Below are 20,707 nucleotides of genomic sequence, written 5' to 3'. Positions count from 1 at the left end.
GCGCAGTTTTTGAAAAAGGATGTGAATAGCTTGTTTCAAATCACTGATTTCCCTGAATTTTCATGGTCGTACTCCAGGCATAAAATGGTCACACAATGCAAACGAAAGTATGCATATCATTATTATGTCTCACATAACGGATGGCTTGACAGCGCTTCTGCTCAGTCTCAGAGCGCTTATCGTCTAAAAAAGGTTTCCACTTTATCTATGTACGCCGGACAAGCCGTTCGTCAGGTGATTACAGAGGCCATTTCTGACTATACCTCTACACAGATTGTCCCGGATGAACAGAACTTAACGGAGAAAGCGCAGCAGCTACTAAATAACGCACTGCGTGATTCTACTGACTATGGAGAGCTTTGGTATCATAAGCCTGCTCAGTATAAGATGCTTTTAGAATTCTACGAAAACGGCTATATTTCTAAAAAAGATCTTAAAGACATGCAAAAACGGGTACACATTTGTGTACATCACTTTTTACAAAGTAAATCGTTTGGCGACATCGTATCTTCACCTTTTTTAGAAGTGGAGCCTCATCAGTCGTTTCGTTCTATAAATGTGTATGATCATAAAGTATATGCGCCTTTTCATTCTCTTTTAAAAAATCCAGTCACAGACGAATTTACGATTGTTGATTGGAAAACAAGTAAACAAACAAAAGACGATTTGTTTCAACTGGCGATATACGCCCTCTACGTGTTAGCCGAATATAATATTTCTGTTGATCAGATAAAAGTCCGAAACGAATACTTGCTTTCAGGCAGTGCGCGTACCTATCAGCTTACTCTTCATGAAATTGAAGCTGTTCTTCAGCAAGTTGATACAAGTATTGATTATATGAAAACTTTTTTGGAAGACTCAGAGGTAAATCAGCCTCTTCCGCTTGAGCATTTCCCTCAAGCAGATACGCCTTCCTCCTGTCATGGCTGTGCATTCAAAGAATTATGCCAAACGGGGTAAAAAACAGCTAAAGATGATTTATATTTTTTGCTAAACTTTTTTATTGTCAAAAGAACCTTTGCTAGCATATAATTTGCATTAAGGAAACATTTTATACTTCATATAAAAAAATTAGCTTGGGCTATTTATTGTTCATCAAAGAAAGGAGCACTAGACATGAAAGATCAAAACGGCAGTAAAGCATTATCAGCTATGCAGCTAAGTGCTCAAGACGTATTGTCGGGTAAAACAAAAGGAATTAAGCGATTGTTACCTTTCTTAGGGCCTGCCTTTATCGCAGCGGTTGCTTATATTGACCCGGGTAATTTTGCTACTAACATCGCAGCAGGCTCTCAATACGGATACATGTTGCTTTGGGTTGTATTAATTTCTAACTTAATGGCTGTCTTAATTCAATCGTTATCAGCTAAATTAGGTATTGCAACAGGCTTGAATTTACCCGAGATAGCACAGGAACACTTCCCGTCTTTCGTTTCTTTTGGTCTTTGGATACAAGGGGAATTGGTCATTATGGCGACGGATTTAGCAGAATTTATTGGGGCTGCTCTTGGCATTTATTTATTATTTCATATTCCTTTGTTCCCAGCTGCACTCATCGCAGCGGTAGGTTCTTTTGCTATTTTAGAGTTACAAAGACGAGGTGTTCGACTGCTAGAAGCAGCGATTGCGGCGATGGTTTTTATTGTGGTATTAGCTTTTGGGACTCAAATGTTTCTTGCGCATCCAGACGGCGCAAGTGTTGTCCACGGCTTATTTGTCCCTCAGTTTCACGGGACAGACAGCGTGCTGTTAGCTTCCGGGATTTTAGGTGCTACAGTTATGCCACACGCGATTTATTTGCACTCAGCTCTTACGCAGCGCCGCGTGGTAGGAACTACAGAATCAGAGAAAAAAGCGATTTTCCGCTTTGAATTTATCGATATTGTGATTGCCATGATTATCGCTGGTGCAATTAATGCAAGCATGCTGATTGTCGCAGCCGCTCTATTCTTCAAAAACGGACTAAACGTGCAAGATTTGGACGTGGCTTTTACACAATTTGAACATTTAATTGGTCCCTTTGCAGCTATTGCGTTCGGTGTTGGATTATTATCTTCAGGCCTTTCCAGTTCTTCGGTCGGAACGATGTCTGGAGATGTCATCATGCAAGGGTTTATTAAACGCAGAATCCCTTTATATCTTCGCCGTTTCATTACAATTATTCCGCCGCTTTTGATTATCGGACTTGGCGTAAATCCAACAAGTGCACTAGTTGTCAGTCAAGTTATTTTATCGTTCGGAATTGCATTTGCGCTTGTACCTCTTATCATGTTCACAAGTAATAAAAAAATCATGGGCGGATTGGTTAATCATAAAGCTACAACGGCTGTAGCTTGGGTGATAGCTGCATTAGTCATTTGTTTAAATATCTTTTTGATTTACCAAACGTTCGCGTAGTAAATCAAACCTTCAAGAAAAAACAAAAAAGAGACCCTGAAAAGTTAGATATAGTCTAACAACTGGGTCTCTTTTTTATTATTTTTTATTAAACGATAGTAAAAATGAAGTAGACGAGAGTTCCAATAATGGCCGACAGTACTAAGCAACCCAGTGGATATAAATAAGAATAGTTTTCTTTACGGATTGAAAGTATACGATCAACAACAAAAATAAGAACAATTCCTATCATTCCGAATTCAAACATTAAAAATCCAAAAATGGCATGGAATATGAAGGATAGGACAAAATCAATTTTTTTACTACGGTCTTTTACAAAAGCACTGACTAATAAATCAACGATAACCGTGCCTAACGTCCCCATTATTAAAAAGAAGGGTGTAAAAAATAAAAGGTATAAAGGAAATAAATCAATGAAATGCGGACTGGTTTTTTTAATAGAAAAATTGGGAATTGACTCTTTTATACCTGGCATAAAACAAAAAAGTAAAGTAAAAAGAAACGCAGCTATAATAGCGGCTGATAGCTTTCTATTTAAATGCATGTTTATTTTTTTATTACTAAATTCAGTAGTTGTTTTTGTATGTTTATGATTCATATGTCTTTAACGTGATGTACGCACCTTTTCCTTTCTCATAACTTTTTTATTTATATTTTATGTCTATCTTTTGTTACCAGCAGTTACAATGATACACGTTCTTTTTGAACTTGACTACACTAACGCGCTTTATGTCTATTCTCTTTTTCTTTTTGTGTCTATCGTTTACTCCGCTTCCCTTGTATATTCCTTCTTTTTATTCAGGGGTTGCAGTATAGTTAACGCTTTCTATGAGAAACAAGATGATGTTACAAAAAACCCCCTCTTTTTCGATAAAACAAAAGACGGGCGTTTTTTCTGTATGTAATTAATAATTCTGTTTGGCTTCTTCAAACTTAAACACATCCGCTCGTTCTGATTGCTGTGTAATTAACAGGTTATACGTATGGTTGGCCTTTTTTGGAATTTTAAATGCAACATCGAGGTTAAGTGGTTCATCGTCAGATAGTGACGGTAATGAAAAAGCTGTCCACAGGGTGTGCGGGGTTTCTGTCGATAAATTTCCTCCATCAGACGGTTCGTAGGTTTGATAAGTTGCTGTGTCTTGTAATGTAAACGTCGTGTCGTTTAATACTACAGTCGAATGTTCATTAGGTGTTCGCTGAAACTGAACGGATACGACAATGTACTGGGTGTTTACTTGTTTAGCTCCTTTAACAGGATAAGATTGCGCATCCGTTGTGGACACATAATATTGACCGTGTTTTGATCGTTCTCCAAATGCTAATCGATCATCGGTTTCATCTTCTTGAGCTACCCGACTTACAGGAGCCATCGTTTCATCTGTTGCTGAAATGGTATCTGTTCCCGGGGCATGTTTAGGTTGAGGTTTTTTGTAAGTGACGTGCGTATCGCCTTGTTTGTCTTCACAAGCGGCGAGACTTGTGAACAAAACAGCCGCTACAAGGCTTCTGGTAACTATTTTCTTCATGTTATTCCTCCAATGACTAGTCTATATACTATGCTACATGGTATTTATCTGTTAATAAAGGATAAGATTGGTACAATGTGAATGAAGTCAGTGAGATTTGGAACGGATATAGGACCTGCAAAGACTGCTGTGCTTATTTTTACAACAAAAAAAAGAGACGATTTACGCCTCTTTTTTGTTTGTTCATATTATGAATTTAGTTCATCTAAAATTGAATGCAGTTCACTTAAATGGGTAATTTCATAAGTAGGAATGACTTCATTTCGCTCTTTATCGTGACGATTAATCCATACAGATTTCATTCCAACGCGAGAAGAACCCAGTATATCTGTCATTAAATTATCTCCAACCATAATCGCTTCATCTTTCTTTAAATCCATAAGTGATAAAGCATGGTCGAAAATAGATGGATCAGGCTTACCGCGGCCAAATGCACCTGAAATCACAATCTCATCAAAATATGGAACTAGTTCTGATGTAATATCTAATTTAGTATTTTGTAAGTCAGGTGAACCGTTTGTTAACAGCAGCAGCTTGTACTTTCCTTTTAATTGATCAAGCACTTCAAACGTTTCTTCGTATACAAACGGTGTTTTGCGGCGCTCTAACGGAAAACGTTCAGCTAATTCCGCTCCAAAAGCATCGTCGTGAATTCCTAGGGCACGAAGGCCTCGAGTCCAAGCTTCTTTGCGATAAGTAGGAACAATATCTTTCATTTTGCGGAATTCATCATGATCGTCTAAAAAATTTCCCCATAACCCTTCAAATGGATTAATACCAATCATTTGCGTAAATTCATAGGTTTCATACGAAGCGTATAATTCTCTTGCTTCCTTACGCACCGCTTCTTCTAGTTCTTCAGGTTTTAGATTATATTTTTCACTTGCATATGTACATGTTGCAACGAATGCTTCTTTTACGCTTTTTTGATCCCAAAGTAGCGTGTCATCTAAGTCGAAAAATACCGCTTTAATCATGGATGTGTGTACCCCCTACTGTTTTTGAAAAAGTTTAACTATTCTTACACTAGATTACAAGGATACACACAATAAGTCTAGTGTATTTGCGATTTATTCTGTAAATTTATTTTTATCAAGCGTCCTCTTTACAAACAAATTTACAGAAATAAAAACAGCTGATATAATCACAGCATGTATGTATGCAGGAGGTTTTATATGGAATCGTTAGAAGAAATGTTCGGCATTCCCACCGTTCGTACAAGTAAGCGCTTAAGCAGAGTAGTTGCCGCACGCTTGCGTCCTTTTGGGATTACGCCAGAACAGTGGACCGTTTTAAAACGCGTATCAGAAGCTGAATATAGTACGCAGAAACAATTAGCTGAACGAGCGGATAAAGATCAAGCGACGCTGACTAAAATTTTAGATTTACTAGAAAAGCAAAATTGGATTCAACGTATCAGAAATCCAGAAGATCGCCGCTCGTTTTTTATTCAAATAACAGAAGACGGCCTGCGTTTAAAAGCAGAAGTAACGCCTGCTGTAGAACAGGTATTTTTCGAATTAACGTCCGGATTAAACGAGCAGCAGGTTAAAATTTACACCGAGACTTTACAAAAACTTGAACACCGCGCCGAACAATTGCTTCAAGACGCAGAAGACCTGCGTTAAATACCCAAAACCCCACAGCTAACATTCTGCGGGGTTTTACACGTAGTTGGCGATGCATAGTACTTCTTTGATTTTTGAAATCACTTGTTTGGTTTCATCTGTTAAAGAGGTGAATTTAAACGCGATGGATTCTGCATTTGGATTAATGAAGGGTTCTTTGTTCGTGTCTTTGCGGTAGTCTTCAATTTGTTCTAAACAATATTTTAAAATAAACGACAAGTTCGCACGTCGAAATCTCAAACTGACGGTAGAAGGCCACCTTTTTTGAAACTGATTGCTTCCCTCATACTGAATCGCTCCAATGTAGCGCTCTCCGGATAAAAAAGATTCCTTGCTTCGGTATAGCTGAACGGTTTGGGCTGTTCCGCTCCAGTCAATATAAATACCTGCTGTTTCACAAACTTCGTATATGTAATGAAAAAGCTCCGTTACTTCTCCGAAATGGTAGTGAAGCGGATGTTTAGCCGTCATAGGTAGCTCCCTCCTTTATCGACTTTCTACCATTATATTGTAGGAAAAGTAACTTATTCATTTATACAACTTATTTCATACGCATAAGCAGTAAAAATGAAAAAATATGTTTTTTAGTTTACATAAAAATATTATAAGTAATTAGCGATAACCCGATTTTCGAAACGCGTCGTATATTGTATCCTCTTGAAGTTTTTCAAGATAAACGTTCGTTGTAGCAATAGAAGAATGCCCTACTACTTGTTTCACAACCGCAAGCGGAACGTCATTAGCTAAACTATTTGTAATAAAGGTATGACGAAACCAATGAGGAGAAATAGACGCGTTTCCTTTTACTTTATAAACAGCTGATTTAATCGTTCGATACAATGTTGTATAGGACAGTCGCTTCTTTTCCCCGGTACGATAGTACTCTTTAATGGAATAAAAAAGCGGTTCGGTGTCAAAAGGACTTAGTTCAGTGCTTTCATTTAACGCTTGCCGGTAAGCGTTAAGCGTTTCTTTCACATCGTCAAACACAGGAATCGTTCGTTCTTTTTTTCCTTTACCAATCACATCTACAACCAAATTTCCTCGGCGGTCTTCGCGGAAGCTTCCCCAATTTAAACTCAGCAGTTCACTTGAACGCATTCCACTCATATACAAAAGCATTCCCATTAAGCGGTTGCGCGCTTTGAATTCCTTTTCATGTTGGCGAATGCGCACGACGGATTCTAACGCATTTACAATTACCTGTGCTTCGCGATCGGTTAGCTCTCGATACTCGGTGCGATTTTGTTTTTCTTTATCACTGTAGTGTCCTTTTGCAATAGATGGCTTTTCAATCCACGTCGTATACAGCGAAGGATAAAAATGAGTAGCGTGTCCAAACTCTAGCATTCTTCTAAAAAATTCTAGCTTTCTTGCAGCAGTTCGATTTGCATATTGATTCATCATTTCTTCATTAAATAATTTGACTTCCATAAATCCAATCGATTTTAATGTAATCTCTCGTTCATAGAAAAAAGACAGAATCGTTTTCATGTCTTGATTGTAAGATCTGATCGTATGAGGAGAAAGTGATTTTTTGATAATACGCATTGAAAAAAAGAGCTGAATAAATTCTTCATCTGAAACGTGCTTTAAATTCAAGTTGTTATCTTCATCTAACAGCTCTGCCTCTTCCCACTGCTCTTTTAGCTGGCGAAACGAATTTTTCGCAGGCGACAATTCAAATTCTTCCATTTTACCCCTCCTAATTATAAAAAACGAAGATATACTTTTTAAACGAACCAGGATTCGATATAACAAATTTTTATCAATCCACGACAAATGCCATTAAAAGTTTTTAAAAACCTCTCAAAACTCAATTTAAAAAGCCGGTTTTTAAAGATTCCAACATATATATCCATTATATGTAAAATTTATTCTATTTTCTGCTTATTTTTCTACTTTATCATATAAACGCTTGATAAGGAAGAGTTATCTTGCGTTAGTCAAGTAAAGGGTTTTAAAGAGAATAAGCTTTGTTTAGCAATGAGAAACTAACGTTGCAAGAAGTTAGTTTGCTTGTAAAGAAAAATCAATGAATCGTAAGCCGATGAATAACAAAAGCAAAAGAAACAAATACTTCTATTGTGAACTTGTAGCTCAATAGCAGAGCAGCCAGTCGTATTATCCTATACAGCTGTGCATCTTGCGGGTTCGAATCCCGCCAAGTTCTTTTCTAGAATTTCTTTCTGTAACAAAAAACATCACGCTCTGCGTGATGTTTTTTTAAAGTGATTCAATTTTAGTCAGGTGCAGCTGTTTATTGCTGTAGGAAACGGTATAGGTTCGATAATACTCTTTTTCCTGACTTTGACCGTTCGTTGTAATTGAAATGACTTCTTTCGTTTGGATTGTATAGACCGCTTCGCCCTCTTCTTCACTCATAGATTCAACATCTAATACCGAATAATCAACGAGTTCTTCTCGAATATCTCTTTCATACAGCATCTTCACAAGCTGCTTTTGATCATTCCATAAAACACTGTCCTGTTCGATATAAGGCTGTACGTGTTCAAATTTATTTGTGTTAATGGACTTTGTTAAATCTCTTAAGTAATGTTCAATAAAAATATCCGCTGTTTCTTGATCAACTTTTTGGATGTTTTTTAAATTAAAATCTTTTTCTTCCTTCTTTTCTTTTTCTTTTTCACCTTCTTTAAAATCGTCGATCCGCTGAGAACTGTTTTTGCTGATGGCATACTTTGTATTGTTCTCTTTGAAAACTAAGATTTCTTCCTTTTCCCCTTTTTCATTTGTACGTGTTGTTTCACCTTGGTATGAAATATCACTAGAGGGATTAATTGACTTTACGTATTCGATATATTCATCGGCCGTAATGTTGAGGTATTTTTGATGATAGGTAACTTCATCCCATTCGTTTAACTTCCAGTGCTTATTAACGTATTTAAAATTCATGTAAATGGTCAGTCCGCCGCTTCCTTCTTTACTAATTGGCTCAATAGCCGAGACCGAAAATTGCCCAGCATGATTGTTAATAAGTTCAAATCGAATGAGATGAGTTACATCAGGAAAAAAGCTCATGTTGCATTCTTTGCAGTAATAATTAGTAGAGATACTTTTTAGCTTTGTTGCAATTAAAGATGATGTTGCGTATGGCGTTAGCGCTTTTTTTAGCGTTTCATAATCAGCAGGGTTAGATTCATTTTCCCATTCGTACTCTTCGCCTAATTCTTTATAGGTACTTGAAATTTTGTTCATCGTCTCAACCGCAGTTTTTTGTGCTTTTTTTTCTGATACAAGATCAGGCTTGATAGATGACTTGGCTTGATCTTTTGGGATCACTTCATCTGAGGAAGGTTCGGTTGGTTTGGATAACTTAACTGTTTCTTTTTCTTCACAGGCTGTCAAAACCATTAGCAGCAGTAGAACGAATGCAATCGTCCATTTTTTATACATAAGGTGTCCTCCTCAAGGCCGAATTTAGTCTGTTTTTAAAATGATCTTTAATTCTCAAACGTATCGAGCACGTAATCACCGCTTGGAATTCCCCACTTTGCCTTTTTATTTTGATCTGTTTTAGCAAGTAATGAAATGGAATTTTCTTTGAGCGTAATGACAATTGTTCCTTTATTTCCTTGTCCATCATTTTCATATTCAATGGCTGCTTGGTTATTTTCAAAGCGAATATTTTTTTGTTCAACGGTTGACACGCGGATTTTGCTAGGTGGCTGGTACGAGTTTATTTTAATCGTTGCTTCCGAATTGGATGTAGCAAGAAATTGAATGATAGGAGATCCGTTATCATTGCCAGTGGTCCATTTTCCATCGTAGTCGTGTAAGTCTGTTGTTTGTGTAGTGGGAGTTTCAGTGCTTTCATTTGGTTTAGATGAAAAGTCAAATGGTTCTACACTCGATAGCTTTAACGTATCGTTTTGATAAACGGCTGTATAAAGGCGGTCACAAATTTTATTATAAGGTTCTTTACCCGGCTGCTTTAATAAGCTTTCCTCGTGGGTTTGTATTTTGAACACATGGTTAGGTTCTTCATACCAGTTGACAATATGAAACGTTTGCTTCTTCTGCTCGATACCTTGGCGTGTGAAATTTTCAACAAGAAGTTTCTGCTCTTTATAAAAAGAACTGTCCGCTTTCAAAAAAGCTTTTAGATCATCAAAGGAGTTTTGATCAACTGCTTTTCCAAACGCTGAAAAGTAATCAGTCATCCAGGCTGTAATAAATTTTCCGCTCATTGCTTCTTTATTTAAATCAATCGATTGAATGCTTTCCATTTGTGTTTTTGGTTCATTTAGTACTTTTTTTGCATCTTTTTCTACTATCATTGTATTTCCGTCTTTTATTGTCTCTTCTTGCTGACAGGCTGATAACAGAATAGATGAAACAACCGTGATAATGATCGTATTACGTTTGTTCATCATAATTGCCCCTTCTTTGTCTAATATAAATGTATGTATAATCTTCCAACAAACAGACCTAGTATATCATTCTACAAAAAAACGCTCAACCCTTTAATTTCACAAGAAAAACGGCTTGCCTTTACAGCGAGCCGTTTTTCTTCTTATTTAATAGACGCTTCTTGATATGAATTGGCTGCTTCTTTTTTAAGCTGTCTAGAACCATAAAAGACATAGTAAATAATTGAAAGAAGGAAAATTCCAAGAATCACATACATTAAAGGTAGAGAAACACCAAACAGCATTAAATTTGTTGTAAGAACACTGTATTTTATAATGCTGTATAAGCATAGAATCCCTAATACTAAGGCAACGCTTGGCACTACCGGGTATTTCACTTTAAAAGGACGGGATAGATTAGGTTCTTTTTTGCGTAAAATAAAAAGAGAAACTAAACTGATGCAGTACATCATCATTGCTCCGAACACGGATAAGATAATAAGTGCATTGGCAAACGTGGCAGATCCTGCACAAATCACGCCGATTGCTCCCGGAATCAACAAACCGCCGACAGGAACTCCTTTTTTATTCGTTTTAGCAAGAAATTTAGGGAAGTAACCATCTCGTGCAAGTGCATAGGTTTGTCTTGAAAATCCCATGATGATTCCATTTAAACTAGCAATCAATCCGAATAATCCAATAATAGCAACCACGGTTGAAATGCCGTTTCCGTATACAGAAGACAGTGCCTGCGGAAGTGGATAATCGGCTAGTTTCCCGCTTCCTCCGCCAAGTCCTGCTGTTACAAATAGTGTAAACAAGGTTGCGGTTGCTAGAGTAATAATCGCTCCAATAAACCCTTTAGGGATATTTTTCTTAGGATTTTCCACTTCTTCTGCTGCCATCGCTCCGCCTTCTATTGCCAGATAAAACCAAACAGCAAATGGAATAGCTGCTAATACCCCTGTTGGCCCGTTAATAAATGAATGATCATTAAAAATATTCGATGTTTGTACATGAGGCAAACCAGCTACATAAAAAATAGATAAACCAATTAGTGCAACAATGGTAGCTGTAAGCTCAATCACTGCTACTTCTTTTACCCCGATTAAATTTAATAAAACAAAGAAAATAAAAGCGCCTACCGTTGCATATACAGGGTTAACGGCTGGAATAAGGAAGTGTAGGTATGCTCCTGTTGAGACCGCAATAGCAGGAGGAGCAAAAATAAATTCAAGCAAGCATGCAATTCCTGCGATATATCCCCCAAAAGGTCCAAGTGCTCTTCTTGCATAAGCTGAAGGCCCACCGGCTTGCGGGATAGACGTTGAAAGCTCTGCATAACTGAACATAAACGTTGTGTAAAACACGGTTACAATTAAGGTTGCAATTGCAAGTCCGATAATCCCGCCTTGTTCAAACCCGTAATTCCACCCAAAGTATTGTCCTGAAATAACCATGCCTACTGAAATAGCCCATAAATGAATAGGTTTTAATTGTTTTTGTAACGCCATATCTTCTCCTCCTTTTGATGTTTAGACAATAAGATGTACACCACTTGTTTGCTGCTTGATCATTTTGTCAATCATGGTACCGATATGCGCGGCTGCCTCAATAGGGGGCGTCCCTCTTTTATGAATATTAGAAATAACCATACGGTCAGACTCCTTTTTACCTTTTCTAGGTTCATAACACATGTAAGCACTCATTGATTCAGCACTAACCAGCCCAGGTCGCTCTCCAATCAATAGCACAAGTGCTTTTGGCTTTATGATCTCGCCAATTTCATCCATACACGCAACTCGTCCCCCTTTTACAAAAAATGAAGTTCCGATACGAAGTCCATATGACTCCAGTGAATCGATTAAAGCAGGATACACGTCGCTCATGTTTTCTTCAATTGCCTTAGCGCTCAGTCCATCTGATACCACTACTTGTACATCAGGCTGTGGCACGCAGTTTTTAAAAATTTCTTTCTTAGCGTCATCTGCTAATAACCTCCCTTGATCCGGCCGTTTTAAATAATGTTCTTTTGACTCCACGCGTGTATTCACAGAAAAAAGGTTAAACTCAGATAGAATATCTTCTGAAACTGCGCCGTATACAGAATCTACGGCTGCAGCATGATCCGCGCGAAAAGATAAAACGTCTTTTGTTAGCGGCCTTGTTCCTGTACGGCCGACACCTATGCGGGCAGGGGTAAATTGTTTAAGTGTTTCTAGCGGATCTCGATTTGACATTGGTATCATAGTAAGCACCTTCCTTAAATCAAATTCATAAAAATAGTTGGATCTCCAGCTCTTGATGTAAAGCGTCCGTTTTCCATAATACGCTGATCTTCAAGCCACTTTTGAAATAACGGCGTTGGGGTACGGCCAAGTACATTACGTACTGTTGCGATGTCATGATAACTAAGAGACTGGTAGTTTAGCATGCAGTCATCAGCCATGGGCACTCCTATGACAAAGTTCACTCCAGCTGTTCCCAGAAGCATACTTAAATTATCCATGTCATTTTGATCAGCATCCATGTGGTTGGTGTAACATACGTCTACTCCCATAGGCAGGCCGTGCATTTTGCCCATAAAATGATCTTCTAACCCAGCTCGTAGAACTTGTTTGCTGTTATATAAATATTCAGGTCCAATAAATCCAACAACCGTATTAACTAAGAAAGGCTTATAGTGACGAGCTAAGCCGTAACATCTAGCTTCAAGCGTTACTTGATCAATATTATAGTGAGCTTCCGATGACAGTTCAGAACCTTGTCCTGTTTCGAAATACCAGCGGTTCGGACCTTTTGCCGTCCCTTTTTCATGAATTAGCGCTGTCGCTTCATCAAGCATAGACAGTGAAATTCCAAATGAATCATTACCGGCTTCTGTGCCTGCCAAACTTTGAAAAATCAAGTCAGCAGATGCTCCTTTTTCAATTGCTCTCATCTGACTCGTCACATGTGACAACACACAGTTTTGAGTTGGGATTGCCCATTCATTGATTATATTTTTTGTTTCATTCAAAAGCGCGTAGATATTATCCGTTGTGTCAATAACAGGGTTAATTCCGATAACCGCATCTCCAATTCCATAGCTTAACGCTTCATATAGAGATGCTCTCATTCCCTTTAAGTTATCTGAAGGATGATTAGGCTGGGCTCGAGAAGCCAATACTCCTTTTTGGCCGATAGTCGTTTGACAACTAGTTTGCACTTCTATCTTGGCAGCTCCTTGAATTAAATCTAAATTGGACATGATTTTAGTAGCTGCCGCAATCATTTCGCTGCTTAACCCTTTGCTAAGTGCAAGAAGGTCTTCTCCGCTATGCTGATCGGATAAAATGTATTCTCTTAAACCTCCTACTGTCCAATTTTTAATAATGTCGTAAACCGATGAATCAATCTGACTTTCGATTAATGCCGAGACGTTGTCTTCATCTGCGCTGAGCAGCGGGTAATTTCGAATATCAGCAAGTGTGATATCCGCTAGAACTTGCTTTGCTGCCATTCGTTCTTTCATTGATTCAGCGCTAACTCCCGCTAGCTGATCTCCAGAACGCTCTTCGTTTGCTTTGGCCATAATTTCTTTTAAGCTATAAAATGAAAATGTTTCTCCTAACAATCGTGTAGTTTTAAACATCTTTTCCTCCTTAGATATTTAATAGATTATGATGAAAAAGCGAGCGTTTTAACGGAAACGGAGATCGCCTCTCCAGCTACTGGTAACCCTAGATCAATGTAATCTCCGTGTGTAAAATCAATTTGATCTAAACAAATAATTTCTAACTCTTTGCTCTGTTTAGCTAATGCTTGTCCTAAGGCTTTTGCAATATCTTGTTCGCATAGAACAACGAGGCACTTAGCTCCCTTAAAACAAGCAATAAATTCAGCGCTTATTACTTTTGCTAATTCTTGAAGCATCTTATAGCTGCAGTAAGGAAAATGAGATAAAGCAATAGCAGCGGGGGGATCTTCTGCACTGAAAATAGTTGAAGCCTGCATACATGACGCCCGAGCTCTTTCTTGAAACAGCTGCGGATTCCACGTCTCTTCTTGCTGAACGGGTATCTCTATAATCGGAATATTTTTTAGCGGCAGCCGCTTCGACCCAATGTATACGGTTGATCCGCTAACTTCTGTATTTTGCATACCAGCACCAATTACAGTAGCGCGCGTTGTCTCAGCGGCTTGAGATATTTGGATGGATTGAAAATGATATGCTAGAAGCGGACCAATGTCTCCATGTATGGCCACTTCTTTCACGGTTTTTGGCTTTTGCTTCTCCATCATTGCTCCTACTCCTCCTGAAACCATGATCGTTTCGGGGTGTATAGAAGATCTTGTATGAGGAGAAACAAGCAGCGTGGAATTTTGATTCAGCACTTTTACATATTTCACGGTTTCTTCAGCTAGTAATTGACAGATAGACGAAAGCTTTTCAAATGTTGCTTTTTCACCTTCTCGTAGTGTTAAAGAATTATTTTTTAAAAATTCAGTTAAATAAGGTGAAATGTAGGTTACAGCACCGTCTGAATTCAGCCGAATTAATCTCCCACCTACATGCAGTGTGAACGTTTCTATCACTTTTCCATTTTGACATAAAGCGATGTTAGCAGTGCCTCCTCCTACATCAATATTGGCAATTACTGCATTTGTTTCAGCAGAACGTTCGATTGCTCCCGATCCTTTTGCTGCTAATATTCCTTCCAAGTCAGCGCCGGCTGTTGCAACAACAAAATCCCCAGCATGTTCGGCTAGATAGTGAACGATACTTTCTGCATTTTGCTTTCTAGCCGTTTCTCCTGTAATGATCACAGCACCTGCCTCCACTTGATCTAAGGAGATTCCTGCATTCTTATACTCTTGTTCTAGTAGTACCGTTAATCTTTGAACATCGATTTCAACATCGTTTAGCATAGGGGTGGTATAGATAGAACTTGCATACGTTACGCGACGATCAATAATTTGACAGCCTGGCAGCGTAAACTGATTTTGTTGATTTGCTATTAACAGCTTGCTTACAACCAGCTTTGTTGTGCTTGTTCCAATATCTAAACCTATGCTCGTGATCCATTTCTGTAGCATGCTATCAATCCCTTATCTCGTTTGAATATGGTGATTATCATAAAACAGTTTTTTGAATATTTCACTAACTATGTTATCAAACCTGACACATTTTCGTGTAAACAAAGGTGACAAATGACAAAAAAAAGACTAAACCTTGGTAGATTTAGCCTTTTTTATTATGAGTGTGATTTAGTTACAATCATTCTTGATGCCGATGGGATTAATAGTGAAAGGATAATTAGACATGATAGCAACGACCCAATCATCGAAATCCCGTTTATCGAGAAAGAATACCATAGAATAGGCATTCCTTTTGGGGCAGCAAATCCCCAAAATATTAAGCCTGCAATGAAATGGCAAAAATAACGAGCAAAACTTCCTATAATTAAAGATAAGATAATAAAAAAGAAAGCTTTTGATCTTTGATTATTAGCTAAGTATCCTTTAATAGAACTAGAGAAAATCCCGCCAAATCCAATAAAGGTAACAGCGATAATATACTCTATAAAAGCTTGCAATGGGGTTAAAATATATGCATTTCCTAAAGCTAATTGCAATATTCCCCATAAAAATCCGGATAAAGCTCCTCCTTTGACTCCCCATCGAAAGCACATAATAAAAATAGGAACCATAGAGAACGAAATGCTTACGCCTATTGCAATTTTTATAGAAGGTAAAAGATCAATTAAAAAAGCCAATGCTGCAAAAATAGCTATTTCAATTTTAGCCTGTAAAGGTAATGCTTTATTCACGTTTCTCACTCCTGTTTTTGAATCATTCATATCAAACGGTTTACACAGGAGTAAGCAAATATATGCTACTATTCCCACATTCCTACGCTAGCGTTAACTAACAGGTTCTAAGGGTCTGAACAATTTGTTCACTCTCAGCACGTCGGCTCCCCCTGTGGTACGTTCGGATATTTATGTAGTATTATGACAACACTCATTATACCATATGTAACAAAATAGATTCGAGAGATTTCAAAGATGTTTCTATTTTCTGAATCTATTTTTTATAATGACAATCGTTTTAGTATTTGTTATACTTCTTTTATGTCAAATGAATATAAAAAACCCTCATCCTAATCGATGAGGTAGAGGTCGCAGTTTTTAATAGTAAAGTAACGGAAATGCAGAGAACATTGAGGATGTTGCTTGAAAGGAAAAATTGCCGAAGTTTAGATCACTTCTCGGTTGATTTAAGCTGGGGCTGTCTCCGAACAGGAACAGAACTGTCACATCATGCGAGTGATGTGAAGAGCTATCTTCACGGAAGGTTGACGCGGTTTTCAGATTTAAAAGCGCGCACATATACTGCGGGCTTTTTTTATGTTATCCCGTCTCTTTCCGTACATTCGAAAGGAGTATTTATCTATGCAAGAGCAGCAAGAATTAAAACGTGGGTTGAAATCTCGCCACTTAACGATGATTTCATTAGGAGGAGCCATCGGAACCGGCTTATTCCTAGCAAGTGGTGGAGCAATTCACACAGCAGGACCTGGGGGAGCGCTTTTAGCTTACGCTATTATTGGTGTCATGGTTTACTTTTTGATGACCAGCCTGGCGGAGCTCGCAGCTTATATGCCTGAAGCTGGTTCGTTTAGTACGTATGCGTCTCGATTTGTAGATCCATCCTTTGGTTTCGCTCTCGGCTGGAACTATTGGTACAACTGGGCTATTACAATTGCAGCTGAATTATCTGCTGGAGCCCTTATTATGAAATTTTGGTTCCCGAACTCTTCTTCTATTTTATGGAGTGCCCTGTTTTTATTAATTATGTTTGGGCTTAACTACCTTTCTGTAAAAGGATTTGGCGAATCTGAATTTTGGTTTTCATTAATTAAAGTAGTAACGGTTATCATCTTTTTAGTTATTGGTATTATGATGATTTTTGGTATCTTTAACAATGAAGCGCCAGGTTTTAAAAACTTCACGCTTGGTGATGGACCGATTCACGGTGGATTCTTTACTGTCTTAGGTATTTTTATGGCTGCTGGTTTTTCATTCCAAGGAACAGAGTTGCTTGGGGTCGCGGCTGGAGAAAGTGAAGATCCGGAAAAAACGGTTCCTCGCGCAGTTAAACAAGTCTTCTGGCGCATCTTGTTATTTTATATTTTAGCTATTTTTGTTATTGGAATGCTTATTCCATACACAGCGGATTCATTAGCAAGCGATGATGTGCGGGTAAGTCCGTTTACTCTAATATTCGAACGAGCAGGTCTGGCGTTTGCGGCATCGGCTATCAATGCCGTTATTTTAACAGCCGTTTTATCTGCTGGTAACTCAGGTATGTATGCTTCTACGCGTATGCTGTGGAACTTAGCGAAAGATGGAAAAGCACCAAGGTTCTTAGCAAAAGTGAATAAACGAGGCGTTCCAGTTAATGCCTTAATCGCAACGGCACTTGTCGGTACACTTGCATTTGGTGCTTCATTTTTTGGAGACGGTGCGGTATACACATGGTTACTTAACGCTTCTGGTATGTCTGGTTTTATTGCTTGGTTAGGAATTGCAATCAGCCACTATCGTTTTAGAAGAGCTTTTGTTGCCCAAGGTCATGCTTTGAGTGAACTTCCATATCATGCAAAACTTTTCCCGTTTGGTCCTATCTTTGCCTTTATTTTATGTGCTGTTGTTATTTTAGGTCAAAACTATTCGGCGTTTATGGGTGATTCGATTGACTGGTACGGTGTACTTGTTTCTTATATCGGACTTCCTTTATTCTTAATTGTTTGGTTAGGATACAAATGGACGAAAAAGTCAAAACTTATTCCGTTAAAAGAATGTCAAGTAACAGTGAAAAAATACGAATAAAAAAAGCTCTCTATTCTTTTGAATAGAGAGCTTTTTTTATGTGATCTGATCAGCAAAATGTAGAGATATATAGGCGGGCTGTTTTTTCATAACAAGCATATAACCTTTGAGGGGACGATTACGATTGCAGTAATCAGCAGCTTCTATATAATAAATATGCTGAATTAACCTGCTTAAATGGGTTACAAAAGATGGAAGTTGATGAGTAGGAATGCTTTGGATGTAGTCTATGATTTCTTGCTTAGTTTGAAGGCCCGAACGAGTACATTGTAACAGATGAAAAAGCGGATCTGCTGTTATAGTAGATAGTTCAGAATTGTGTTTGATTCTATTCAGCTGGATATGCAGTTCTTTTTTGGACCATCTTTTTGGAATAGCTCTTATATGCTGATATTGAAAATGTGTATTCATGATAGCTAACACCTTTCGTATTAAAATAATAAAATGACTTATTATTTTAATAACCTTTACACATGAAACTAAAACGTTACAATGTGTAAAGGTGTCATACATCTTATAAAATAAGCTGATAAAAAAGCACATCTTGCCACTGATCGAATTTCCAGCCTACTTCTTTAAATTCTCCGCAAAATGTAAAATTAAATTGCTCATGCATTTTGATACTGATATCATTCCCTTTTGTAATCCCTGAAATGACAACGTGATGGTTGAGTTCTTTAGCCAATTCCAAAATTCGCTTCATAAGCTGTTTTCCAATGCCATACCCCTGCTGATTTTTATCAATATAAATCGATAGCTCTACCGTTTGAATGTACGCTTCTTTATCTCGATAAGAAGAAAGCGAAGCATAGCCCGCTACTACCCCATCTTTTTCCGCAACAATAAGCGGAAAAAGTTCATTGCTAATATGATTATTAAACCAGCCCCTTCTTTGTTCTACCGTTACAGGCGTTAAGTCAAAAGTAGCAGCACTTTTTTGAACGGACTGATTATAAATTTCAACAAGCATAGGTAAATCTTCTTCTTTAGCATAACGAATGATCATATGTACAAACTCCTTATAGTATAGAATTATCTTTATTTTACTTCTTTTAATAAACATAATCTACATAAAAAAACCGATGTGCACATGCACATCAGTTATGATTTTGAGCATATTGAAAGGTTTGAAGAACTTGAAGTGTCTCTTTTGTAGAAACGACCGTTGCAAATTCCTCATGCAAAGAAGACAGTGCGAATGTATGTACATCTTCTGCAGGAAGCCTTGTCTTTCCATCGTAGGACATACAATCAAAGCAAGCTGTTGCATCGTTTACAACGTACGTCCTGTACCCTAGATTTCCAGCCATGCGGGCAGTCGTAGAGACGCAGTGATTAGTAGTTAGTCCTATTAAGATAAGCGTATCATAGCCATTTGCTTTTAAATAACTGTCTAGCTCTGTTCCAATGAAGCAGCTGTTCACGTGTTTGCGAATTAAGTATTCATCTTCTTGTGGACCAAATCCTTCCTTGAATTGAAACCCCTTCGAACTTGGGTGTAAAGGAGAATCTGGATTTTCCGAAGCATGCTGTACGTGAATGACAGGATAATTTTGGCGCCTCCATGCTTGCAGTAGCGTCAGCATATGTTTTTCTGCCTCTAGATTATTTCTTTCCCCCCACTGTGGTGAATAAAATCCTTCTTGCACATCGATAAGCAGCAGCACTGGCCGGGAACGTAGCATAAGCATCATCTTCTTTCGTCTTTATTTTAAAATGGAAATAACGTATGTGCACCCATCAGGACCAGCTTTTGACGAATGAACCGTTTGTTTCGGTAAATGTATTCGATCTCCTGCCTGACATAGAACCGTATCACGTTCAACTGTAAAGTAAATAGATCCTTCAAGGATATGAAGAATTTCATCAGTTGGATGCGTATGAGTCGGGTGCGTTTGAAAAGCAATGTCATGCTGCACTTCAACGTATCCAGTATACGCCGGAAGCAGCTCTTTAATTACTTCTTCAAACTTTCCGCCAACTCCTTTTTTAATAGAGGCTTTTTTTACGTCCATGCTGCTCACTCCTTTTTAATTTAAACGGACATTGTCCGGTAGTATGGTTATTATTATCGTGTAAAAAATATTGCTTCCACTCTCTGTTTTCCTGCTGTCCATACCAGCCTAACTCAGGGTGAGCTGCTACGTCATCATATGTTTTTAAGCGATCGCGGACGACTTTTTGTACATGCTTCCCTATTTTTGAATCCCCTGTCATACCTTCAAACACCCACCGCGGCTGAAATGTAATCATAAATCCTCTGCTCTTACGGCTTTTACGTAAAGAATGAGCAGGCGTATTACAGACGACAAAAATAGGTTCTCCGTGAAAGCAAAATTCCCATAATGCATCTTTTGGGTCTCTTGGAATGTCTTGCGGCCATTTCTTTTGATCAATTTGATGAAGAAACGTCAGCGTATCCCAAAACATCGTTTCATACTCTTCCATTGAACGTTCTTTATGTTCAGGCTTAAAGAATAACACAAAGGATGTATAGCGACCTATGGTCTTAAACGTATCTATGTATTCTCTAAGTGCCGACGCTGCATTCCTAATATCTTGGTAGTTATAAGGAGTAGTCACAAATGAAAAACGCAGTAAATCTTTTTTAAAGCCTTCTACCCCTAATATACAAGGAAATGGATTTTCTTCTGATAATATATCGCTTTGGAAATATTGAAAAGCATCTTTTCCCCAGAACGGGACATGCGTTGACTCTAAAATCTCATTAGCTCGAAAAAGCATTTTTGATGCCATTAAAACCCTCCTTATGGAACTCAACGTTACATGTGTATTAAAAAAAAGAAAGTTTATGAGTATTTTTAACTAAATCCCGCTTCTAAATTATAAAACTCTAATCTATATATATATAAGCTACTGTTGGACAAGTTAGAAAGGAGGCT

At 38.0% G+C, this 20,707-nt stretch carries 21 protein-coding genes, 1 tRNA gene and 2 riboswitches; of the genes, 5 read left to right on the top strand and 17 right to left on the bottom strand.

Annotation, left to right across the window (positions count from 1 at the left end; translation table 11 throughout):
* Nucleotides 1-30: 30 nt before the first annotated feature.
* Together MMB69_RS11965 and MMB69_RS11960 are read left to right on the top strand one after the other, a co-directional pair.
* Complete coding sequence (locus tag MMB69_RS11965; RefSeq protein ID WP_221785071.1) at nt 31-960, top strand: PD-(D/E)XK nuclease family protein; 930 nt, start codon at nt 31-33, stop codon at nt 958-960.
* 156 nt (nt 961-1,116) lie between these two features.
* Nucleotides 1,117-2,397 (top strand): Nramp family divalent metal transporter, encoded by a 1,281-nt coding sequence (locus MMB69_RS11960; RefSeq protein WP_029714919.1) that lies wholly within the window; start codon nt 1,117-1,119, stop codon nt 2,395-2,397.
* 88 nt (nt 2,398-2,485) lie between these two features.
* Here the strand turns inward: MMB69_RS11960 and MMB69_RS11955 are convergent, their stop codons facing one another.
* The 3 genes from MMB69_RS11955 to MMB69_RS11945 all read right to left on the bottom strand — a co-directional run bounded on the left by MMB69_RS11955 (nt 2,486) and on the right by MMB69_RS11945 (nt 4,903).
* Nucleotides 2,486-2,995: a hypothetical protein gene (locus tag MMB69_RS11955; RefSeq protein ID WP_221785070.1), complete on the bottom strand. Its 510-nt coding sequence runs from the start codon at nt 2,993-2,995 to the stop codon at nt 2,486-2,488.
* A gap of 307 nt (nt 2,996-3,302) precedes the next feature.
* Nucleotides 3,303-3,926, bottom strand: coding sequence for a hypothetical protein (locus MMB69_RS11950; RefSeq protein ID WP_277447772.1), 624 nt, complete (start codon nt 3,924-3,926; stop codon nt 3,303-3,305).
* Between the two features lie 188 nt (nt 3,927-4,114).
* Nucleotides 4,115-4,903 (bottom strand): HAD family hydrolase, encoded by a 789-nt coding sequence (locus tag MMB69_RS11945; protein WP_013057222.1) that lies wholly within the window; start codon nt 4,901-4,903, stop codon nt 4,115-4,117.
* 198 nt (nt 4,904-5,101) lie between these two features.
* Here MMB69_RS11945 and MMB69_RS11940 point away from each other — a divergent pair, with 198 nt between their 5' ends.
* Nucleotides 5,102-5,554: a MarR family winged helix-turn-helix transcriptional regulator gene (locus MMB69_RS11940; protein WP_221785068.1), complete on the top strand. Its 453-nt coding sequence runs from the start codon at nt 5,102-5,104 to the stop codon at nt 5,552-5,554.
* 36 nt (nt 5,555-5,590) lie between these two features.
* Here MMB69_RS11940 and MMB69_RS11935 read toward each other — a convergent pair whose 3' ends face one another.
* Nucleotides 5,591-6,025, bottom strand: a complete 435-nt coding sequence (locus tag MMB69_RS11935; protein ID WP_013083346.1) for a hypothetical protein — start codon at nt 6,023-6,025, stop codon at nt 5,591-5,593.
* 141 nt (nt 6,026-6,166) lie between these two features.
* A complete protein-coding gene (locus MMB69_RS11930; RefSeq protein WP_264409218.1) occupies nt 6,167-7,249 on the bottom strand; it encodes a tyrosine-type recombinase/integrase in 1,083 nt (360 codons plus the stop codon).
* A gap of 394 nt (nt 7,250-7,643) precedes the next feature.
* On the opposite strand from MMB69_RS11930, the gene MMB69_RS11925 reads away from it, so the two are divergent.
* Nucleotides 7,644-7,727 (top strand) — tRNA-OTHER (locus tag MMB69_RS11925).
* A 53-nt stretch (nt 7,728-7,780) separates the two neighbouring features.
* On the opposite strand, the gene MMB69_RS11920 is transcribed toward MMB69_RS11925, so the two are convergent.
* From MMB69_RS11920 to thiT, 7 genes are all read right to left on the bottom strand, one after another.
* Nucleotides 7,781-8,971 (bottom strand): TcaA NTF2-like domain-containing protein, encoded by a 1,191-nt coding sequence (locus tag MMB69_RS11920; protein ID WP_221785066.1) that lies wholly within the window; start codon nt 8,969-8,971, stop codon nt 7,781-7,783.
* Nucleotides 8,972-9,018: 47 nt separating this feature from the next.
* A complete protein-coding gene (locus MMB69_RS11915; RefSeq protein WP_277447771.1) occupies nt 9,019-9,948 on the bottom strand; it encodes a TcaA NTF2-like domain-containing protein in 930 nt (309 codons plus the stop codon).
* Between the two features lie 143 nt (nt 9,949-10,091).
* Complete coding sequence (eat, locus tag MMB69_RS11910) at nt 10,092-11,441, bottom strand: ethanolamine permease (protein WP_221785064.1); 1,350 nt, start codon at nt 11,439-11,441, stop codon at nt 10,092-10,094.
* 21 nt (nt 11,442-11,462) lie between these two features.
* Nucleotides 11,463-12,176 (bottom strand): ethanolamine ammonia-lyase subunit EutC, encoded by a 714-nt coding sequence (gene eutC / locus MMB69_RS11905; protein WP_277447770.1) that lies wholly within the window; start codon nt 12,174-12,176, stop codon nt 11,463-11,465.
* A 14-nt stretch (nt 12,177-12,190) separates the two neighbouring features.
* Complete coding sequence (locus MMB69_RS11900) at nt 12,191-13,561, bottom strand: ethanolamine ammonia-lyase subunit EutB (RefSeq protein ID WP_221785062.1); 1,371 nt, start codon at nt 13,559-13,561, stop codon at nt 12,191-12,193.
* Nucleotides 13,562-13,587: 26 nt separating this feature from the next.
* Nucleotides 13,588-15,006: an ethanolamine ammonia-lyase reactivating factor EutA gene (locus MMB69_RS11895; protein ID WP_277447769.1), complete on the bottom strand. Its 1,419-nt coding sequence runs from the start codon at nt 15,004-15,006 to the stop codon at nt 13,588-13,590.
* 158 nt (nt 15,007-15,164) lie between these two features.
* Nucleotides 15,165-15,770, bottom strand: coding sequence for an energy-coupled thiamine transporter ThiT (thiT, locus tag MMB69_RS11890; protein ID WP_277447768.1), 606 nt, complete (start codon nt 15,768-15,770; stop codon nt 15,165-15,167).
* Nucleotides 15,771-15,802: 32 nt separating this feature from the next.
* Nucleotides 15,803-15,903, bottom strand: a riboswitch (TPP riboswitch).
* Between the two features lie 174 nt (nt 15,904-16,077).
* Nucleotides 16,078-16,262, top strand: a riboswitch (Lysine riboswitch).
* Nucleotides 16,263-16,364: 102 nt separating this feature from the next.
* On the opposite strand from thiT, the gene MMB69_RS11885 reads away from it, so the two are divergent.
* Nucleotides 16,365-17,804: an amino acid permease gene (locus MMB69_RS11885; RefSeq protein WP_025751749.1), complete on the top strand. Its 1,440-nt coding sequence runs from the start codon at nt 16,365-16,367 to the stop codon at nt 17,802-17,804.
* A 36-nt stretch (nt 17,805-17,840) separates the two neighbouring features.
* Here the strand turns inward: MMB69_RS11885 and MMB69_RS11880 are convergent, their stop codons facing one another.
* The 5 genes from MMB69_RS11880 to MMB69_RS11860 form a co-directional block, all read right to left on the bottom strand.
* Entirely contained in the window at nt 17,841-18,215 is a 375-nt protein-coding gene (locus tag MMB69_RS11880) for a hypothetical protein (protein WP_221785059.1), read from the bottom strand.
* A 103-nt stretch (nt 18,216-18,318) separates the two neighbouring features.
* Nucleotides 18,319-18,810 carry a GNAT family N-acetyltransferase gene (locus tag MMB69_RS11875; protein WP_221785058.1) on the bottom strand — a complete coding sequence of 164 codons (492 nt, stop codon included), beginning with the start codon at nt 18,808-18,810 and terminating at the stop codon, nt 18,319-18,321.
* 91 nt (nt 18,811-18,901) lie between these two features.
* The gene (locus MMB69_RS11870; RefSeq protein ID WP_221785057.1) at nt 18,902-19,489 is read right to left on the bottom strand and encodes a cysteine hydrolase family protein; all 588 of its coding nucleotides are present in this window, start codon (nt 19,487-19,489) and stop codon (nt 18,902-18,904) included.
* A gap of 21 nt (nt 19,490-19,510) precedes the next feature.
* Nucleotides 19,511-19,819 carry a cupin domain-containing protein gene (locus MMB69_RS11865; protein ID WP_221785056.1) on the bottom strand — a complete coding sequence of 103 codons (309 nt, stop codon included), beginning with the start codon at nt 19,817-19,819 and terminating at the stop codon, nt 19,511-19,513.
* Nucleotides 19,794-20,561, bottom strand: a complete 768-nt coding sequence (locus MMB69_RS11860) for a YqcI/YcgG family protein (RefSeq protein WP_115654057.1) — start codon at nt 20,559-20,561, stop codon at nt 19,794-19,796. The genes MMB69_RS11865 and MMB69_RS11860 overlap by 26 nt, the downstream gene beginning before the upstream one ends.
* Between the last annotated feature and the right edge of the window lie 146 nt (nt 20,562-20,707).

Source organism: Priestia sp. P5 (assembly GCF_029522155.1).
Taxonomy (GTDB): domain Bacteria; phylum Bacillota; class Bacilli; order Bacillales; family Bacillaceae_H; genus Priestia; species Priestia megaterium_E.
This window is presented reverse-complemented; position numbering and strand designations above follow the sequence as displayed.

Bases quoted from the DNA above. Each gene is read 5' to 3' on its own strand.
- eutC (WP_277447770.1), bottom strand. From the start codon at position 12,176: ATGATACCAATGTCAAATCGAGATCCGCTAGAAACACTTAAACAATTT.
- thiT (WP_277447768.1), bottom strand. From the start codon at position 15,770: ATGAATGATTCAAAAACAGGAGTGAGAAACGTGAATAAAGCATTACCT.
- MMB69_RS11935 (WP_013083346.1), bottom strand. From the start codon at position 6,025: ATGACGGCTAAACATCCGCTTCACTACCATTTCGGAGAAGTAACGGAG.
- MMB69_RS11870 (WP_221785057.1), bottom strand. From the start codon at position 19,489: ATGCTACGTTCCCGGCCAGTGCTGCTGCTTATCGATGTGCAAGAAGGA.
- MMB69_RS11895 (WP_277447769.1), bottom strand. From the start codon at position 15,006: ATGCTACAGAAATGGATCACGAGCATAGGTTTAGATATTGGAACAAGC.
- MMB69_RS11860 (WP_115654057.1), bottom strand. From the start codon at position 20,561: ATGGCATCAAAAATGCTTTTTCGAGCTAATGAGATTTTAGAGTCAACG.
- MMB69_RS11960 (WP_029714919.1), top strand. From the start codon at position 1,117: ATGAAAGATCAAAACGGCAGTAAAGCATTATCAGCTATGCAGCTAAGT.
- MMB69_RS11945 (WP_013057222.1), bottom strand. From the start codon at position 4,903: ATGATTAAAGCGGTATTTTTCGACTTAGATGACACGCTACTTTGGGAT.
- eat (WP_221785064.1), bottom strand. From the start codon at position 11,441: ATGGCGTTACAAAAACAATTAAAACCTATTCATTTATGGGCTATTTCA.
- MMB69_RS11955 (WP_221785070.1), bottom strand. From the start codon at position 2,995: ATGAATCATAAACATACAAAAACAACTACTGAATTTAGTAATAAAAAA.
- MMB69_RS11950 (WP_277447772.1), bottom strand. From the start codon at position 3,926: ATGAAGAAAATAGTTACCAGAAGCCTTGTAGCGGCTGTTTTGTTCACA.
- MMB69_RS11865 (WP_221785056.1), bottom strand. From the start codon at position 19,819: ATGGACGTAAAAAAAGCCTCTATTAAAAAAGGAGTTGGCGGAAAGTTT.
- MMB69_RS11940 (WP_221785068.1), top strand. From the start codon at position 5,102: ATGGAATCGTTAGAAGAAATGTTCGGCATTCCCACCGTTCGTACAAGT.
- MMB69_RS11900 (WP_221785062.1), bottom strand. From the start codon at position 13,561: ATGTTTAAAACTACACGATTGTTAGGAGAAACATTTTCATTTTATAGC.
- MMB69_RS11920 (WP_221785066.1), bottom strand. From the start codon at position 8,971: ATGTATAAAAAATGGACGATTGCATTCGTTCTACTGCTGCTAATGGTT.
- MMB69_RS11930 (WP_264409218.1), bottom strand. From the start codon at position 7,249: ATGGAAGAATTTGAATTGTCGCCTGCGAAAAATTCGTTTCGCCAGCTA.
- MMB69_RS11885 (WP_025751749.1), top strand. From the start codon at position 16,365: ATGCAAGAGCAGCAAGAATTAAAACGTGGGTTGAAATCTCGCCACTTA.
- MMB69_RS11875 (WP_221785058.1), bottom strand. From the start codon at position 18,810: ATGATCATTCGTTATGCTAAAGAAGAAGATTTACCTATGCTTGTTGAA.
- MMB69_RS11915 (WP_277447771.1), bottom strand. From the start codon at position 9,948: ATGAACAAACGTAATACGATCATTATCACGGTTGTTTCATCTATTCTG.
- MMB69_RS11880 (WP_221785059.1), bottom strand. From the start codon at position 18,215: ATGAATACACATTTTCAATATCAGCATATAAGAGCTATTCCAAAAAGA.